This window comes from Streptomyces omiyaensis (assembly GCF_014650895.1).
GTDB lineage: Bacteria > Actinomycetota > Actinomycetes > Streptomycetales > Streptomycetaceae > Streptomyces > Streptomyces omiyaensis.
This window is the reverse complement of sequence record NZ_BMVV01000004.1, coordinates 206,974-222,940: the sequence shown is the minus strand read 5'-3', so window position 1 is coordinate 222,940 and position 15,967 is coordinate 206,974. Positions and strand designations below refer to the sequence as shown.

The following is a 15,967-nucleotide window of genomic DNA, read 5'->3' as shown; positions in this document are numbered from 1 at the left end:
CGATCCCCCAGCCCCGCGTGGAGCCATGAACCGACGCCCCCTCCTGCCCTCCCGGCTGCCGGTCGACGGCTACGTCCTCGCCCTGCTCGGCACCGTCGGCCTCGCCGCCCTGCTGCCCGCCACCGGCGCGGCCGCCACCGCCGCCGAGTCCGCCGCCACGGGCGCGGTCGCGCTGCTGTTCTTCCTCTACGGCGCCCGGCTCTCCACCCGCGAGGCGCTCGACGGACTCCGCCACTGGCGGCTCCACCTCACCGTCCTCGGCTGCACCTTCCTCGTCTTCCCGCTGCTCGGCCTCGCCGCCCGCGGACTCGTGCCGGCCGTCCTCACCCCCCAGCTGTACGGCGGCTTCCTCTTCCTCTGCCTGGTCCCCTCGACCATCCAGTCGTCGATCGCCTTCACCTCGATCGCCCGCGGCAACGTGCCGGCGGCGATCTGCGCCGGCTCCTTCTCCTCGCTCGCCGGCATCGTGCTGACCCCGCTGCTCGCCGCCGCCCTGCTCGGCGGCAGCACCGGCGGCCTCTCGGCCGACGGCCTCCTCCGGATCGTCCTCCAGCTCCTGGTGCCCTTCCTCCTCGGCCAGGCGCTCCGCCGCTGGGTCGGGGGCTTCCTCACGCGCCACAGGAAGGTCCTCGGGCACGTCGACCGGGGGTCGATCCTCCTCGTCGTCTACACCGCCTTCAGCCAGGGCATGGCCGCCGGCATCTGGCACCTCGTGACTCCCGGCCGGCTCGCCCTGCTGCTCGCGGCGGAGGCGGTCCTGCTCGCCCTGATGCTGGCCCTGACCTGGTACGGGGCGGGGAGGCTCGGCTTCGGCAGGGCCGATCGGATCGCCATCCAGTTCGCCGGGTCCAAGAAGAGCCTCGCCGCCGGCCTGCCCATGGCGAGCGTCCTCTTCGGCGCCCACGCCTCCCTCGCCGTGCTGCCCCTGATGCTCTTCCACCAGATGCAGCTCATGGTCTGCGCGGTCCTCGCCAAGCGCCGCGCCCGCGACCCGGAGGCCGCCGCGGACGCCGGGACCGCCGCCGCCCTCCCGGAGGCCGGCCCCGCCCCGCCGGCCGGGCGCGACCGGATCGCGCCACCGGCCCCGCCGCGGTGATCATCCGGGCCGCTACCGTGCTCCCATGCCCTCACTCGATCCCGGCCGCACCGCGCTCCTCCTCGTCGACCTGATGGAGCGGATCGTCGCGCTGCCGCTCGCCCCCCGCCCCGGCACCGACGTCCTCGCCGCCGCCGGCCGGCTCGCCACCGCCTTCCGCGCCGCCGGCGCGCCCGTCGTCCACCTCCGCGTCGAGCGGCCCGGCGTCCCCGCCCAGCCGCCCGGCAGCGACCTCGTGCCCGACCTCCTGCGCGCGGGCGAGCCGGTCGTCGTCAAGCGCACCATCGGCGGCTTCCAGGACACCGGCCTGCACGAGGTGCTCACCGGCCTCGGCGTCCGCACCCTCGTCCTCGCCGGGATCGCCACCAACCTCGGCGTCGAGTCCACCGCCCGCGCCGCCGCCGACCTCGGCTACGAGCTCGTCTTCGCCGAGGACGCCATGACCGCGCTCACCGCCGACGAGCACCGGGCCTCCGTCGGCCTCGACTTCCCCCGCCTCGGCACCGTCGCCACCGTGCCCGCGATCACCCTGGACGGCCGCGGATGAGCCGCGTCCCGATACGGTACGGGGCCCGCCCCTGCTCCCTCGTCGTCTGCCGGGGCTGCTGCTGCGGCGACCCCCGCAAGAACCCCGGCACCGACCACGCCGCCCAGCTCGACCGGCTCCGCGCCGCCGCCGCGGCCTCCGGCGGGAAGCTCGCCGTCCGCACCAGCGACTGCCTCGGCCCCTGCGCCCAGGCCAACATCGTGGTCGTCCAGCCCTCCACCGAGGGCCGCCGCCGCGGCGGCCGGGCCGCCTGGATCGGCTTCACCCTCGACGAGGACTGCCTCGACGACATCCTGGCCTGGACCGAGGCCGGCGGCCCCGGCCTCGCCCCGCCCCCGGCGACCCTGGCCCTCCAGATGATCGACCCGCCGAAGAACTGAGCCCCGGGGCCGTCCCTCAGAGCGCGATCCGGTGCTCGCCCGCGTACACGTTCATGTCCGCGCCGCGCAGGAAGCCGACCAGCGTCAGCCCCGTCTCCGCCGCCAGGTCGACGGCCAGCGAGGACGGCGCCGACACCGCGGCGAGCACCGGGATCCCCGCCATCACCGCCTTCTGCGCCAGCTCGAAGGAGGCCCGCCCCGACACCAGCAGCACCGCCCGCTCCAGCGGCAGCAGGTCCTCCCGCAGCGCCCGCCCGACCAGCTTGTCCACCGCGTTGTGCCGGCCCACGTCCTCCCGCACGTCGAGCAGCGCGCCGTCCTCGGAGAAGAGCGCCGCCGCGTGCAGCCCGCCCGTCGTGTCGAAGACCTTCTGCGCCGCCCGCAGCCGGTCCGGCAGCGCCGAGAGCAGCGCGGGGGAGACCCGCACCGGGGGAGCGTCGGCGATCGGGAAACGGGCCGTCGTCCGCACCGCGTCCAGGCTCGCCTTGCCGCACAGGCCGCACGAGGACGTCGTGTAGACGTTCCGCTCCAGTGTGATGTCGGGGACGACGACCTCGGGCGCGAGCTTCACGTCCACCACGTTGTAGGTGTTCGTGCCGTCCTCCTTCGCCCCCGCGCAGTACACGATCGACCGCACGTCGGCGGCGGAGGCCAGCACCCCCTCGCTCACCAGGAAGCCCGCCGCCAGCGCGAAGTCGTCGCCCGGCGTCCGCATGGTGATCGCGATCGGCCGCCCGTTCAGCCGGATCTCCAGCGGCTCCTCCGCCACCAGCGTGTCCGGCCGCGCGCTCACCGCACCGCCCCGGATCCGCGTGACCCGCCGTCGTTCGGTGACCCGTCCCATCCCCGCCGCCTTCGATTCCGTCGGTGTTCCTGCCCCTGACCGTGCCATTCTCCGCCACCCCCGGACACCCCGCCGGATCCGGTGCGGCGCCCGACCCCTTGTCACGGTCGGCCAAGCGACCCGGGCGAATCTTGGTGGTTTACGTCACCGGTTACCCATCAGTCGCTGGCAACACTGGGTGGTTCCTGCCGCTGAACGAACCATCGAGGGGGTCCCGGGATGACGGGCACTCGCATCGCCGCGCTCGGGCACTACCAGCCCGCCAAGGTACTGACCAACCACGAGCTGGCCGAGCTGGTCGACACGAGCGACGAGTGGATCCTCAGCCGGGTCGGCATCCGCACGCGGCACGTCGCCGGGCCCGAGGAGCCGGTCGACGAGCTCGCCGCGCACGCCGCCGGCAAGGCGCTGGCCGCCGCGGGGCTCACCGCCGGCGACGTCGACTACGTCATCGTCGCCACCTCCACGGCCATCGACCGCTCGCCCAACACCGCCGCCCGGGTCGCCGCCCGCCTCGGCATGGACGCGCCCGCCACCCTCGACCTCAACGTGGTCTGCGCCGGCTTCACCCACGCGCTCGCCACCGCCGACCACGCGATCCGGGCCGGGGCCGCCCGCCGCGCCCTCGTCATCGGCGCCGACAAGATGACCGAGATCACCGACTGGACCGACCGGACCACCTGCGTGCTGACCGGCGACGGCGCCGGAGCCGTCATCGTCGAGGCCACCGAGGCCGACACCGGCGCCATCGGCCCGGTCCTGTGGGGCTCGGTGCCCGAGATGGGCCACGCCGTCCGCATCGAGGGCACCCCGCCGCGCTTCGCCCAGGAGGGCCAGAGCGTCTACCGCTGGGCCACCCAGAAGCTGCCCGCCCTCGCCCGCGAGGCCTGCGCCCGCTCCGGCATCGCCCCCGAGGACCTCGCCGGCGTCGTCCTCCACCAGGCCAACCTGCGCATCATCGAGCCCCTCGCGGCGAAGATCGGCGCCGTCAACGCGGTCGTCGCCCGGGACGTCGTCGACTCCGGCAACACCTCCGCCGCCTCCGTGCCGCTGGCCCTCGCGAAGCTCGTCGAGCGCGGCGAGCTCCCGTCCGGCGCCCCCGTCCTCCTCTTCGGCTTCGGCGGCAACCTCTCCTACGCCGGCCAGGTCGTCCGCCTCCCCTGAGCGCCCGGATCCACCCGGACGGCGGGGCCGCCCGCCCCGTTCGGCGCAGCCCCCCGGGGGGACCGGTGGCGGCGCCCCCGGGGCGGACCTAGCTTCGATCGCGGCGGGTGTGCCGGCGCCGCCGGCGCCGGACCCGGACGCGGAGCGGCTCCGCTGCCGCGCCCCCGCCGCGACCGGAGGACCGCATGCGCGCGATACGTACCGCTTCCGCCGCCCTGATCGTCACCGCGGCCGTGGCACTGTCCGCCCCCGCGGCCTGCGCCGACGACGGCCCCGACCCGGGCATCACCTCCTTCGGCTTCTCCGTCACGCCCCGCACCGTCGCCCCCGGCGGCACCGTCACCCTCACCGCCGACGGCTGTGAGGTGCCGTCCGTGACCGTCACCTCGGGGATCTTCGACACCGTGACCCTCACCGAGGGCCGTCCCGGCAGCGCGACCGTCGACCTCGACGCGAAGACCGGCGCCGAGTACGAGATCGCCTTCGACTGCAAGGGCGAGCGCGGCACCGCCACCCTGACCGTGGCCCACGGCACCACCCCGCCGGCCCCGGTCACCCCGCCCGGCCCGGTGGCCCCGCCCGCCGCGCGGAAGGGCGTCAAGGCGGGCTTCGGAGGCTCCACCGGCTCCGACGCGCTCGGCACCGCCGAACTGGCCACCGGAGCCGTCCTCATCGCCGGCGCCCTGGGCACCGCCGTCGTCCTCACCCGCCGCCGCGCCCGCACCGGCGGCCGCCCCTGAGACGGCCCCTCCGTCCCGGTGTGACGAGGACCGGGACGGAGGGGCGACCGAGCACCCACCCGAGACGAGGAGGCCGCGGCGGTGGACAGCGCGCACGGCAGGCGCGGCGCCTGGGGCGTCGTCGCGATCCTCCTCCTCGTCGGCGTCCACCTCGTCCGCGGCGGTACCGAGCAGCTCGCCGCGGCCGGCCCGCCCCGGCCCCCCGCGGCCGACGCCCCGGCCCCGGCGCCCTCCCCGCTCCGCGCCCGCCCGGCCCTCCCCGCCGCCGCCCCGCTCTCCGTCACGATCCCCGCGATCGGCGTGGACGCCCCGCTGACCCGGGTCGGCCTGGACCGGGACGGCTGGATCGAGGCCCCGCCGCCCGAGCACCCCGGCCGGGCCGGCTGGTTCTCCGGCGCGGTCACCCCCGGCGAAGCCGGCACCGCCGTCGTCGTCGGCCACGTCGACACCCCGGCCGGCCCCGCGGTCTTCCACGCCCTCGGTGCGCTCGTCCGCGGCCGCGCGATCGAGGTCCACCGCGCCGACGGCCGGACCGCCGTCTTCACCGTCCACGGCGTCGAGCTGGTCCCCAAGGACGCCTTCCCCGCCGACCGCGTCTACGCCTCCACCGGCGCCCCCGAGCTGCGCCTCATCACCTGCGGCGGCCCCTACACCCGCGCCACCGGCTACACCGGCAACGTGGTCGTCTCCGCCCGCCTCACCGGCCTCCGCTGACCTGACGTATTCCGGACACCGGCTGGCCTGGACCAACCCCCCGGGGACAAGGTGGGTCCCGGAGCAGGCGTCGGGGGGCGCCCGGCTCCAGGCCGCCGCGGCGGCATCCCCGGGGATGGGCGGTCCCCGTGCGCCCGGTCACGACCGGGGGTCCACCGGCGCACGGGACCGCCCCCTCCCACCACCCCACGACTGACCACGGGAAACACCGGTGAAAGCCCCCGCGAACCCCTGGTAGAGTTATCCATGTCGCCGCGGGGAGAACCCGCGATCGCGACAGGCACCTGGTCCGGGTGGCGGAATGGCAGACGCGCTAGCTTGAGGTGCTAGTGCCCTTTATCGGGCGTGGGGGTTCAAGTCCCCCCTCGGACACAGCGGAGAAGGCCGGTCGATCTCGTATCGACCGGCCTTCTCGTCATGCATCGGTACCTTCGGGGGAGGGGGCGGCGGATGCCGCGAGAGTCCAGGTTCGACCAGCGGGCCACGGCACTCGTCGAACTGCGCGGGCTGCTCGGCGAGCACGCGATGTTCGAGGAGGCGCTGGCCGCCCGGGGATGGCCGGTCCTCGACCGGCAGGGCCGCGACCCGCTCCCGCTCACCGAGCGGCGCGTCCGCTATCTGATCGAGGCCCGTTTCCCCGGCAGCCGCCTCAACGCGGTCTCGGGCGCCCGGCAGCGGATCGAGGTGATCGCCGACGAGCTCCTGCTCGACCTCCAGGTCCTGGCCGTCGAGTGCGTCGAGCGGGACGCGAAGGACCTGCCGCGGTGGCACGCCTACGCCAGGACCGAGCTCCCCGCGCAGGCGGGGGCGGCGGCCCGGGCCCGCGACCGGCTCGCACGCCGCTGCGCCGAGCGCCTCGGGACCCGGGACACGGGCCGGCTGATCACGGCGGCGACGCCGCAGGCCGCCCGGTGGCTCGCCGCGCGGCCGCTGCCGGGGACGCCGGCCCGCCGGGAGGGGGTCGCCGTGCGCCGCGTGTCGGGCACCGTGCGGACGTCGACGCCGCCGGTCGAGGCGGCCGGCCGCCGGGAGTCGGCGCGGATCCTGGGCCGTCTGCTCGTGTGCGCGATGCTGGCCATGCTGCTGGGCGCGCGCCTCATGGACGTGCGGCTCGTCCAGGACCGCTGGTCGTGGACGAGCCTCGCGCTGCTGCCGGTGACCGCCTGGTACGCGGCCCTCACCGCCCTGCGCCACCCGCACCGGGGCTCCCGCGCGGCCACGGGCGCCGTCGCCGCCGGCCTGGTCCTGTTCAGCTGCGCGGCGGGCGCCCTCCTGGCCAGGGACGTGCCGGACCGGGGCGTCGCGGCCCCCGTCCTGCTGGGCGTCCTGGCGGCGGTGGCCGTGGCCAACGGCCTCCGCCTCCTGGTGCGCCAGTGGAGCTGGCAGCGGGTCGCCCCCTGGCTGCTCCCCGCCCTGATCCCGCTCGCCTTCGGTTTCCTGCCGGGCTTCGGCACCGCGCTGCACGTCATGTACCTGGACGCCTTCGACGTCGACCTGGAGGACGTGGAGATACCGCGGGCCTTCCAGTTCATGGCGATGCTCAAACTGACCGCGTGCCTCAGCCTGTGGTTCATGGCCCCGAGCCTGCTGGGCTACATGAAGCACTTCCACCGGCACGTCAAGGACCGTCTGTTCGGCAACTTCGTGGTGCTCGTGATGAGCATCGCGCTGGTCCTGGTGGGGTTCATGGGCTTCGGCCTGCTGGCGGCGGGCGCGGCGGGCGAGCGGGCCGTCGCCGCCGCCGACGCGGGGCGCACCCCGGCCGGCTACTACGGCATCGACCCGGAGTGGGTCTGCCCCGCCCCCGTCGGCAGGCTCGCCGAGGTCCCGGTCGACGGCGGCGTCCTGGACCCGGGGCGCGCCTACCTCAAGCTCGGCGATTCCGGCGGAGTGGTGGTGCTCTGGGACGCGGAGGAGCGCGCCGGCCTGAAGGTCCCGCTGGAGAAGCTCCGCCTCGTCCCGGTGGACTCCGCCCGGACCCGGTGCGGGGCGGACGGCCCGAAGGGCTAGGCCTTGCGCGCCAGCACCAGTCGGCAGTGCGGGCTGCCGTCCGGGCGGGTGCCGAAGTCGGGGAGGGGGCGGTGGGTGACGTCGAAGCCGGTCTCCTCCAGGAGGGTGCGGACCTCGTGGAGGCGGAAGGTGCGGTAGTACATGACGAACGGCGGGCGCCAGAGGGCGTTGCGCACGCGCATCGCCGCGTCGAAGGCCCAGAGGGCCCAGTAGGTGCGGGAGCCGACCGGGGGCGGGGCCGGGAGGGGGAAGGCGAGGGTGCCGCCGGGGCGGAGGGCGGCGTGGATCCGGGCGAAGAGGGTGCGCTGGCCGTCGGGGAGGAAGTGCCCGAAGGCGCCGAAGCTGACCGCCAGGTCGAAGGACGGGGCGAAGGGGAGGGCCAGGGCGTCGGCGCGGACCAGGGTGGCGTCGGGGTGCAGCCGGCGGGCCTCGGCCAGCATGTTCGCACTGAAGTCGACGCCGACGACGCGGCCCGCGCAGACCGAGCGGAGGACGCCGAGGCCCGCGCCGGTGCCGCAGCAGACGTCCAGGCCGGACGCGAAGGGCCCGCGCTCCTCCAGGGCGCGGGCCACCGCCGTCAGGATCCGGTCGGGGGTGCGGAAGGGGGTCGCGTCGAACGTGGGCGCCAGGAGGTCGTAGCCGTGCTCGACCGAGGAGAGCGCCTGGACGGCCAGTTCGCGGAGGGTCGGGCCCTGCGGGGTGGACATGGGGCCGACTCTACGCAGCCGTGGGCGCCCGCGGCGGTCAGAGCGCGCTGCGCACCGGCGGGCCCGGCCAGGCCGGGGCGATCCCGGTGAGCTGGCAGACGAGCAGGTAGAGGGGGATCGGCGGGGTGTAGGGCGAGGTGCCGTCGGGGTGGTGGATCAGGCGCGGTCCGCGGTCGGGGATCTCGGCGCCGGGGGCGTAGCAGGAGGGCAGCGGCCAGGCCAGGTCGAGGTCGGAGCCGCCCGGGACGAGCCACCACCACCAGTCGGTGTCGGCGTACACGCAGCCCTTGGCGGGGAGCCGGGAGAGGATCTTGAAGCCGAAGCGGGCGGGGACGCCGACGGCGTCGCAGCCGAGGCCGGTGTTCAGGCCCGTCGGGACCGCGAGGCGGGTGGCGGTGACGGCGGGGGCGCGGCCGGGGCCGTTCTCGGGGGAGCGGCGGGCGCGGGGGGCGAGCAGGGTGGCCATCGACTTCAGCATGGCTCCCCCAGGACGTCCGAGAGCTCCGCCCAGACGATCTGCGCCGTGCCGTGGCCGGTGCGCTCGGCGCCCCAGGAGGCGCAGAGGGCGTCGACGATGAGGAGGCCGCGGCCGCGTTCGTCCGCGCCGCAGTCGCGTATCCGGGGGCCGGCGGGCCCGCCCTCGTCCCGTACCGCGATGCGGAGGGACTCGCCGTCGCGGAGTTCGCAGACGATCCTGCTGCTGGCGGTGTGCAGCACCGCGTTGGTGACCAGTTCGGAGACGACCAGGGCGGCCGTGTCGCGTATCTCGGGGCCGCGGCCCCAGAGGATCAGCCGCTCCTCGGCGAGGCGGCGGGCCCGGCTCACGGACTCGGTGCGGGCGGGCAGCTCGAAGGCGAAGCGGCGCAGGGCGTCGCGGTGGAGCGGGTCGCGGTGGTGCGGGTCGCGGTGCCGGGGGTCGTGGGGGGCGGGATCGTGGCGGGGCTGCGGGCGCTGGGCCATGACTCGGGAGCTCATGAGACCTGAGGGCTGCGCGTTACCAGAAGCCACGACCGGTTCCTCACAACAGTGGGCAGGGCTGCCGTACGTCGCTGTCGCCGGGGCCCGGGGGCGCGCCGGCGGCAGTCCGTACTGGTTCACCGGAACACTGTCCTCCTGACTCGGACACTTGGCAAGTGGCACTCTGAAAATTGCAGAGTGCCGTGTTCTCTCTGGCCTGGCTTCGTGGCACACTCGTCCAAACAGCGCGTCGGGGAGGTCTTGGGAGTGAGCGAGCCGCGGTCCGCCCCCACGGTGGGACAGGTCGTCCTCGGTCGGCGTCTGCAGGATCTGCGCGAGCGCGCGGGCCTGAAGCGCGAGGAGGCCGCCAAGGTCCTCCACGTGGCACCGGCCACCGTCCGTCGCATGGAGACCGCCGAGGTCGCGCTGAAGATCCCGTACGTCCAGCTGCTGCTGAGGGCCTACGGGATCCCCGACTCCGAGGCCGAGGCGTTCGTCGCGCTCGCCGAGGAGGCCAACCTGCCCGGCTGGTGGCAGCGGTTCCACGACGTGCTGCCCGGCTGGTTCTCCATGTACGTCAGCCTGGAGGGGGCCGCGAGCCTCATCCGGGCCTACGAACCCCAGTTCGTCCCCGGTCTGCTCCAGACCGAGGGATACGCCCGCGCCATACTGCGCAGCGGGGCGGTCGGCGGCGGCGGTGACGCCGCGCGGGAAGAGGACATCGATCGGCATGTGGCCCTGCGGATGGAGCGCCAGTCCCTGTTGACCAGGGAGGACGCCCCGAAGTTCTGGGTGATCATGGACGAGACGGTGTTCCGCCGGCCGGTCGGCGACGGGCCCGAGGTGATGCGCGACCAGCTCGACCGGCTGCTCGAAGCGTCCGAGCTGCCGAACGTCACCCTGCAGATCGCGGAGTTCGCGTCCGGCCACCACCCCGGCACGTACGGTCCCTTCGTCCTCTTCCGCTTCGCCATGCCCGAACTCCCGGACATGGTCTACAGCGAGTACCTGACCGGCGCCGTCTACCTCGACGCGCGTCCCGAGGTGGCGTCCCACCTGGAGGTCATGGACCGTATGGCGGCGCAGGCCGCGACTGCACAACGCACGAAGGAGATCCTCGGGGATCTCCGCAAGGAGCTGTGAATGGATCGCATATACAACGGCATGCCCGCCGCGGAGCTCGGTGCCGAGGGATGGCACAAGCCCTGGAGCGGCGGGAACGGGGGCAACTGCGTGGAGGCCATGAAGCTGGCCGACGGCAGGGTCGCCGTGCGACAGTCCGCAGACCCTGAAGGACCCGCGCTCATCTACACCCACGGGGAGATTGCCGCGTTCATCGCGGGGGCCAAATCCGGTCAGGCTGACTTCCTGCTCACCTGACCCCTTCCGCCGCACCCCTACCGTCACGTAACTCTTGTAGTAGTGCCACCCGTTCGTCCCGACCAGGAGAGCCGATGCCCCAGGACCCCGCTTCCTCGCGGAGCGAGATACGGATCGACACCAGCAAGCCGCACCCCGCGCGGATGTACGACTGGTTCCTGGGCGGCAAGGACAACTACCCCGTCGACGAGGAGATGGCCCGCCAGCTCCTCACCGTGGACGCCCGCGGCCGCGACATGGCCCGGGTGAACCGCGCCTTCATGCACCGCGCCATCCGCTGGCTCAGCGCCCAGGGCGTCCGCCAGTACCTGGACGTCGGCACCGGCATCCCGACCGAGCCCAACCTGCACCAGATCGCGCAGCGGGCCGCGCCGGAGTCCCGGATCGTCTACTGCGACAACGACCCGATCGTGCTCGCGCACGCGGCCGCCCTGCTGCGCTCGACCCCCGAGGGGGCCACCGAGTACATCCAGGCGGACGCCCGCGACCCGGAGACCATCCTCGAAAGGGCCGGAAAGGTCCTTGACTTCGACAAGCCCATCGCCCTGTCGATGCTGGCCCTGCTCCACTTCCTGGGGGACGAGGACGGCGCCCACGACATCGTCGCCAAGCTCGTCGACCAGCTCGCCCCGGGCAGCTACCTGGTCCTCTCGCAGGTCACCGGCGACTTCGACCCCGAGGGCGCGGCCAAGGCCGTCGCCATGTACAAGGCACGCGGGCTGACCCTGCGGCCGCGTACCCGCGACGAGCTCGCCGTCTTCTTCGAGGGCCTGGAGCTCGTCGAGCCCGGAGTGTCGCTCACCGCCGAGTGGCACCCCGAGCTGGGCGATCCGGTGCCGGTCCAGGGAGACGACCCGATCCCGGGCTGGGCCGCCGTGGCCCGCAAGCCCTGACCGCACGCGCGCGTCGCCGAGGGGGAAGGCCCGCGGGCCTTCCCCCTCGGCGCTTCACGGACGCAGGTACGCCAGCCCCGGGTGCGCGGCCGCGTAGCCGTCGAGCAGCCGGCGGGCCACCGCCACCGAGTCCACCAACGGGTGCAGCGCGAAGGCCTTCACCGCGTCCGCCCGCGCACCGCTCTCCGCGGCGGCCAGCACCTCCCGCTCCACCGCCTTCACCGCCGACACCAGCCCCATGGCGTGGCCCGGCAGCGGGTCCACGGCCACCGGGCGGGCGCCGTTCGCGTCCACCGCGCACGGCACCTCGACCACGGCGTCCGCGTCGAGGCCCGGCAGCGTCGTGCCGTTGCGCACGTTGAGGATCAGCGTGGCCCGCTCGCCGCGCGCGATCGCCCGCATCAGCGCCAGCGCCACCTTCTCGTAGCCGCCCGGCTCCAGGTCCTCCTCGGCCCGGTCCCCGGCGCCGGCCGCCTCCCGGTTGTGCGCCATGTAGGTCGCCTCCCGGTCGGCGAGGGCGCGGTGCCAGGCGTCCAGGGCGCGGGTCCCCGGCCTGCCCGCCTCGGCGTAGAAGCCGGCCTGCTGCTCCAGGAGGTAGGCGCCCCGGGTCTTCTCCGCGCCCCGGTAGGAGGCGACGGCCTCCCGGTTGAAGTAGTAGTAGTGCAGGTACTCGTTGGGGACCGCGCCGAGCGACCGCAGCCATTCGGAGCCGAAGAGCCTGCCCTCCTCGAAGGAGCCGAGCAGCGCCTCGTCGGCGAGGAGCCGGGGCAGCTCGTCGCGCCCGTCCACCCGCAGCCCGCGCAGCCATCCCAGGTGGTTGAGGCCCGCGTAGTCGATCCACACCCGGTCCGGGTCGGCGCCGAGGACCCGCGCGACCCGGCGGCCCAGACCCACGGGGGAGTCGCAGATGCCGACGACCCGGTCGCCCAGGATCCGTGACATCGCCTCCGTCACCAGGCCCGCCGGGTTGGTGAAGTTGATGACCCAGGCGTCCGGGGCGAGCACGGCGATCCGGCGGGCGACGGCGACCGCGACCGGCACGGTCCGCAGGCCGTACGCGATCCCGCCCGCACCCACGGTCTCCTGCCCCAGCACCCCCTCGGCCAGCGCCACCCGCTCGTCGGCGGCCCGGCCCTCCAGGCCGCCGACCCGGATCGCCGAGAAGACGAAGTCGGCGCCGCGCAGCGCCTCGTCGAGGTCGGTGGTGGCCGTGACGGCGGGCGCGTCCGGCACCCCCTCGGCCTGCTCGGCGAGCACCCGGGCGACGGCGGTCAGCCGCTCCGCGTCGAGATCGTGCAGGGTGACGTGGGTGATCCGCCCCCCGGCGTGGTCGCCGAGCAGCGCGCCGTACACCAGCGGCACCCGGAATCCGCCGCCTCCGAGAATCGTCAGTCGCATGGTCCGTACGCTACTCGGACACCCCCGCCGGACGGCCCGGACCGGGCCCGGCGTCCACGCCGCCGTCCGCATCCCGGGCAGGGGCCCCGGCCCCCTGGGGGAGAATGACCGCATGTCCCGACGCAAGCCCGCCCCCCGCCGCCGTACGCCCGCGCCCGCCCCGGCCGTCACCGCCGGCTCGCCCTGCCCCTGCGGTCTCGACGCCTCCTACGGCGCCTGCTGCGGCCGCTTCCACGCCGGTACGGGGGCCACCGCGCCCACCGCCGAACTGCTGATGCGCTCCCGCTACAGCGCCTTCGTCGTCGGCGACGCGGCCTACCTGCTGCGCACCTGGGCCCCGGAGGCCCGGCCCGCGACCCTCGACCTCGACCCCGGCACGCGGTGGACGGGCCTGGAGATCCGCGCCACCACCGACGGCACCGCCTTCCACCAGCGGGGCACCGTGACCTTCCGGGCCGGCTACGTGCAGGACGGCGAGCCCGGCGTCCTCGACGAGCACAGCCGCTTCGTCCGCCACGACGGCGCCTGGGTCTACGTCGACGGCGACTTCCCGGAGGACTGACCGGCCAGGGCCCCCGCGCCTACCAGACGAGGACGCCGCCGCCGACCTCCCTGGCACGGCGGGCGGCGGCGGCGATGTTGTCGAAGCGGGCGGTGACGTACTCCTCGGTGTAGCCGCTGTGGGCGGCGAGGGCGGCCAGGTGGGGGCGGACCGCGTCGCACTCGGCGAGGAACTCGGCGAGCTCCTCCGGCTGGACGCGCAGGTCGTCGCCGTCGAGGAGCGGGAAGAACCGGGCGCCGAGGGCGCGCATCGCGGCGGAACCCCACAGCGTGGTGCGGCTCCGCTCGAAGCCGGCGAGGTCCCGGCCGCCGGGCGGGTCCTCCAGGAGGTCCATGGTGCCGTCGGGGGCCAGGACGAAGGTGTGGACGAGAAGGCTCATGGGCCGATCCTCGTGGACGTCCTCCGGCCGGAACAGCGGTTTTTCCCCGGTCGTCACCGCCGCGAGCCGACCGCCGCCCGGTCGTCCGGGCGGCCCGCCGGGAGGCCGGTGGCGAGGTCCTCCGCCACGGCCTTCTTGGCGATCGCGTCGGCGGCGGCGCGGAGTTCGGGGCCGCTGGGGCGGTCGCGCTCCTGCTCCAGTCGGTCGGCGAGCCAGTCCCCCCAGGCGCGGGTGATGGTCTCGGCCTCGCGGGCACCGGCCGGGGTGTGCGAGAGGAGGTTGCCGTCGCGGGTGAGGAAGCCCTCGTCGACCATCCGGTCGAAGGTCGGCAGGATGACCTCCGGCGGGAGGCGCCGGCCCGCCGCGATGAGGCCGAGGCTCGCGTGCCCGACGGTCCGCGTGTAGAGCTCCACCTGCATGACCGCCCAGGCGCCGGCCGTGTCGAGGCGGGTGTCGGAGCCGGCCACGATCCGGCGGGCGGTGTCCGTGTCCATCCGGCGCAGCAGCCGGCCCACGGAGAGTTCGAGGAGTTTCACGGAGTCGCCGCTGGAGGTGGGGGAGGCGAAGCCCTCGCCCATGTCGGGGGCGGCCTCCCGGACGGTGTCGCGCAGCTTGACCTGCTTGAGGAAGAGGGCGACGACGAAGCCGACGACGGCGACGGGCACGGTCCACAGGAAGACGGTGTGGAGGGTGTCGGCGTAGGCCCGGACGATCGGGGCGGCGACCCCGTCGGGCAGCCCGTGCACTCCCTGCGGGCTCTGCGCGGCCGTCGCCACCGCCGACGGGTCGAGGCCGGCCTGCCGGGCGAGGACGGACGCCTCGGCGACCCCTGCGGTGAGGTTCGGCCGCAGGGCGTTGGCGTAGATCGTGCCGAAGACGGCGGTGCCGAACGCGCTGCCCAGGGTGCGGAAGAAGGTGACGCCGGAGGTGGCGGTTCCCAGGTCGGCGTAGTCGACGGTGTTCTGCACGGCGATCGTGAGGACCTGCATGCACAGGCCGATGCCGACGCCGAGCACGAACATGTACAGCGACTCCGCCCAGGTGCCGGTGGTCTCGTCCATCAGCGAGAGCAGGTAGAGCCCGACGCCCATCACCGCGCACCCCACGATGGGGAAGATCCGGTAGTGGCCGGTCTTGCTGACCACGTTGCCGCTGAAGACGGAGGCGATCAGCAGGCCGACGACCATCGGCAGCGTGCGGATGCCGGAGATCGTCGCCGAGTCCCCGTCCACGTACTGGAGATAGGTCGGCAGGAAGGTCATCGCGCCGAGCATCGCGAAGCCGACGACGAAGCTCAGCACCGAGCAGACGGTGAAGACCGGATTGCGGAACAGCCGCATCGGCAGCATGGGTTCGGCCGCCCGGGACTCCGCCCAGCAGAACAGGGCGAGGGAGAGGAAGCCGCCGGCGAAGAGCCCGACGATGACGCCGGAGCCCCACGCGTACTCGTTGCCGCCCCAGCTCGTCGCCAGGATCAGGGCACTGGAGCCGACCGCGACGAGCGCGATGCCGAGGTAGTCGATGACCGGCCGGCTCGCCGAGCGGACCGAGGGGATGGTGCGGGCGGCGGCGATGACGACGAGGATTGCGATCGGCACGTTGACGTAGAACGCCCAGCGCCAGCTCGCGTGGTCGGTGAACAGGCCGCCGAGCAGCGGCCCGATGACCGTCGAGACGCCGAACACGGCGCCGATCGCGCCCTGGTACTTGCCGCGTTCGCGCAGCGGGATCACGTCGGCGATCAGCGCCATCGAGGTGACCATGAGGCCGCCGGCGCCGATGCCCTGGAGTCCGCGCCAGACGATCAGCAGCGTCATGTTGGTGGCGAGGCCGCAGAGGAACGAGCCGGTGACGAAGATGACGGCGGAGATCTGGAAGATCACCTTGCGGCCGAAGAGGTCGCCGAACTTGCCGACCAGCACCGTCGCCACGGTCTCGGCGAGCAGGTAGGAGGTGACGACCCACGACATGTGGGCGGCGCCCCCGAGGTCCGCGACGATCGTGGGCAGCGCGGTGCCCACGATCGTCTGGTCGAGCGCGGCCAGGAGCACGCCGAGCATGATCGTGCCGAACACGATGTTGCGGCGGCGCCCGTCGAGCACGGGCGGGGCGGGCGCGGCCGGGACGGCGGGGCTTGCGTCGCTGGTCGTGGTCACCCTCGCAGCGTCACACCGCGCCGCCGCCGCTGCCCGTGGG

At 74.6% G+C, this 15,967-nt stretch carries 18 protein-coding genes and 1 tRNA gene; 12 read left to right on the top strand and 7 right to left on the bottom strand.

What is annotated here, in order from left to right; translation table 11 throughout:
• Positions 1-25: 25 nt before the first annotated feature.
• From IE287_RS09120 to IE287_RS09110, 3 genes are read left to right on the top strand one after another with little or no spacing between them, the layout of a single operon-like run.
• A complete protein-coding gene (locus IE287_RS09120; protein ID WP_189848417.1) occupies positions 26-1,096 on the top strand; it encodes a bile acid:sodium symporter family protein in 1,071 nt (356 codons plus the stop codon).
• A gap of 25 nt (positions 1,097-1,121) precedes the next feature.
• A complete protein-coding gene (locus IE287_RS09115; RefSeq protein ID WP_189848416.1) occupies positions 1,122-1,643 on the top strand; it encodes an isochorismatase family protein in 522 nt (173 codons plus the stop codon).
• Positions 1,640-2,023: a (2Fe-2S) ferredoxin domain-containing protein gene (locus IE287_RS09110; RefSeq protein ID WP_189848415.1), complete on the top strand. Its 384-nt coding sequence runs from the start codon at positions 1,640-1,642 to the stop codon at positions 2,021-2,023. The genes IE287_RS09115 and IE287_RS09110 overlap by 4 nt, the downstream gene beginning before the upstream one ends.
• A gap of 16 nt (positions 2,024-2,039) precedes the next feature.
• On the opposite strand, the gene fdhD is transcribed toward IE287_RS09110, so the two are convergent.
• Positions 2,040-2,867 carry a formate dehydrogenase accessory sulfurtransferase FdhD gene (fdhD, locus tag IE287_RS09105; protein ID WP_189848414.1) on the bottom strand — a complete coding sequence of 276 codons (828 nt, stop codon included), beginning with the start codon at positions 2,865-2,867 and terminating at the stop codon, positions 2,040-2,042.
• A 219-nt stretch (positions 2,868-3,086) separates the two neighbouring features.
• Between fdhD and IE287_RS09100 the strand changes: the two genes are divergently transcribed.
• The 5 genes from IE287_RS09100 to IE287_RS09080 all read left to right on the top strand — a co-directional run bounded on the left by IE287_RS09100 (position 3,087) and on the right by IE287_RS09080 (position 7,495).
• On the top strand, positions 3,087-4,031 hold the full coding sequence (locus IE287_RS09100) for a beta-ketoacyl-ACP synthase III (protein ID WP_189848413.1): 945 nt from the start codon (positions 3,087-3,089) through the stop codon (positions 4,029-4,031).
• A 185-nt stretch (positions 4,032-4,216) separates the two neighbouring features.
• Positions 4,217-4,771, top strand: a complete 555-nt coding sequence (locus IE287_RS09095; protein ID WP_189848412.1) for a hypothetical protein — start codon at positions 4,217-4,219, stop codon at positions 4,769-4,771.
• 81 nt (positions 4,772-4,852) lie between these two features.
• Positions 4,853-5,485 (top strand): class F sortase, encoded by a 633-nt coding sequence (locus tag IE287_RS09090; protein WP_189848411.1) that lies wholly within the window; start codon positions 4,853-4,855, stop codon positions 5,483-5,485.
• 287 nt (positions 5,486-5,772) lie between these two features.
• A tRNA-Leu gene (locus IE287_RS09085) sits at positions 5,773-5,857 on the top strand.
• A 78-nt stretch (positions 5,858-5,935) separates the two neighbouring features.
• Positions 5,936-7,495 (top strand): ubiquitin family protein, encoded by a 1,560-nt coding sequence (locus IE287_RS09080; protein WP_189848410.1) that lies wholly within the window; start codon positions 5,936-5,938, stop codon positions 7,493-7,495.
• On the opposite strand, the gene IE287_RS09075 is transcribed toward IE287_RS09080, so the two are convergent.
• Genes IE287_RS09075 through IE287_RS09065 form a run of 3 tightly spaced genes read right to left on the bottom strand, consistent with a single transcriptional unit; the run spans position 7,492 to position 9,177 of the window.
• Positions 7,492-8,202 carry a class I SAM-dependent methyltransferase gene (locus IE287_RS09075; protein ID WP_189848409.1) on the bottom strand — a complete coding sequence of 237 codons (711 nt, stop codon included), beginning with the start codon at positions 8,200-8,202 and terminating at the stop codon, positions 7,492-7,494. The two genes, IE287_RS09080 and IE287_RS09075, sit on opposite strands and share 4 nt — an antisense overlap.
• A gap of 37 nt (positions 8,203-8,239) precedes the next feature.
• Positions 8,240-8,680, bottom strand: a complete 441-nt coding sequence (locus tag IE287_RS09070; RefSeq protein ID WP_189848408.1) for a hypothetical protein — start codon at positions 8,678-8,680, stop codon at positions 8,240-8,242.
• Positions 8,674-9,177 carry an ATP-binding protein gene (locus IE287_RS09065; protein ID WP_229883355.1) on the bottom strand — a complete coding sequence of 168 codons (504 nt, stop codon included), beginning with the start codon at positions 9,175-9,177 and terminating at the stop codon, positions 8,674-8,676. Before IE287_RS09065 ends, IE287_RS09070 begins: the two co-directional genes overlap by 7 nt.
• 249 nt (positions 9,178-9,426) lie before the next feature.
• Here IE287_RS09065 and IE287_RS09060 point away from each other — a divergent pair, with 249 nt between their 5' ends.
• The 3 genes from IE287_RS09060 to IE287_RS09050 all read left to right on the top strand — a co-directional run bounded on the left by IE287_RS09060 (position 9,427) and on the right by IE287_RS09050 (position 11,432).
• Positions 9,427-10,302: a Sco1979 family transcriptional regulator gene (locus tag IE287_RS09060; protein ID WP_189848407.1), complete on the top strand. Its 876-nt coding sequence runs from the start codon at positions 9,427-9,429 to the stop codon at positions 10,300-10,302.
• Positions 10,303-10,539: a DUF397 domain-containing protein gene (locus IE287_RS09055; protein WP_030495614.1), complete on the top strand. Its 237-nt coding sequence runs from the start codon at positions 10,303-10,305 to the stop codon at positions 10,537-10,539.
• 74 nt (positions 10,540-10,613) lie between these two features.
• On the top strand, positions 10,614-11,432 hold the full coding sequence (locus IE287_RS09050) for an SAM-dependent methyltransferase (protein ID WP_189848406.1): 819 nt from the start codon (positions 10,614-10,616) through the stop codon (positions 11,430-11,432).
• Positions 11,433-11,486: 54 nt separating this feature from the next.
• On the opposite strand, the gene IE287_RS09045 is transcribed toward IE287_RS09050, so the two are convergent.
• Entirely contained in the window at positions 11,487-12,830 is a 1,344-nt protein-coding gene (locus IE287_RS09045; protein WP_189848405.1) for a 6-phospho-beta-glucosidase, read from the bottom strand.
• A 112-nt stretch (positions 12,831-12,942) separates the two neighbouring features.
• Between IE287_RS09045 and IE287_RS09040 the strand changes: the two genes are divergently transcribed.
• Positions 12,943-13,392, top strand: a complete 450-nt coding sequence (locus tag IE287_RS09040; RefSeq protein WP_189848404.1) for a YchJ family protein — start codon at positions 12,943-12,945, stop codon at positions 13,390-13,392.
• Between the two features lie 19 nt (positions 13,393-13,411).
• Here IE287_RS09040 and IE287_RS09035 read toward each other — a convergent pair whose 3' ends face one another.
• The gene (locus IE287_RS09035) at positions 13,412-13,771 is read right to left on the bottom strand and encodes a hypothetical protein (RefSeq protein ID WP_189848403.1); all 360 of its coding nucleotides are present in this window, start codon (positions 13,769-13,771) and stop codon (positions 13,412-13,414) included.
• Between the two features lie 53 nt (positions 13,772-13,824).
• The gene (locus IE287_RS09030) at positions 13,825-15,927 is read right to left on the bottom strand and encodes an MDR family MFS transporter (protein ID WP_189848402.1); all 2,103 of its coding nucleotides are present in this window, start codon (positions 15,925-15,927) and stop codon (positions 13,825-13,827) included.
• Positions 15,928-15,967: the final 40 nt, after the last annotated feature.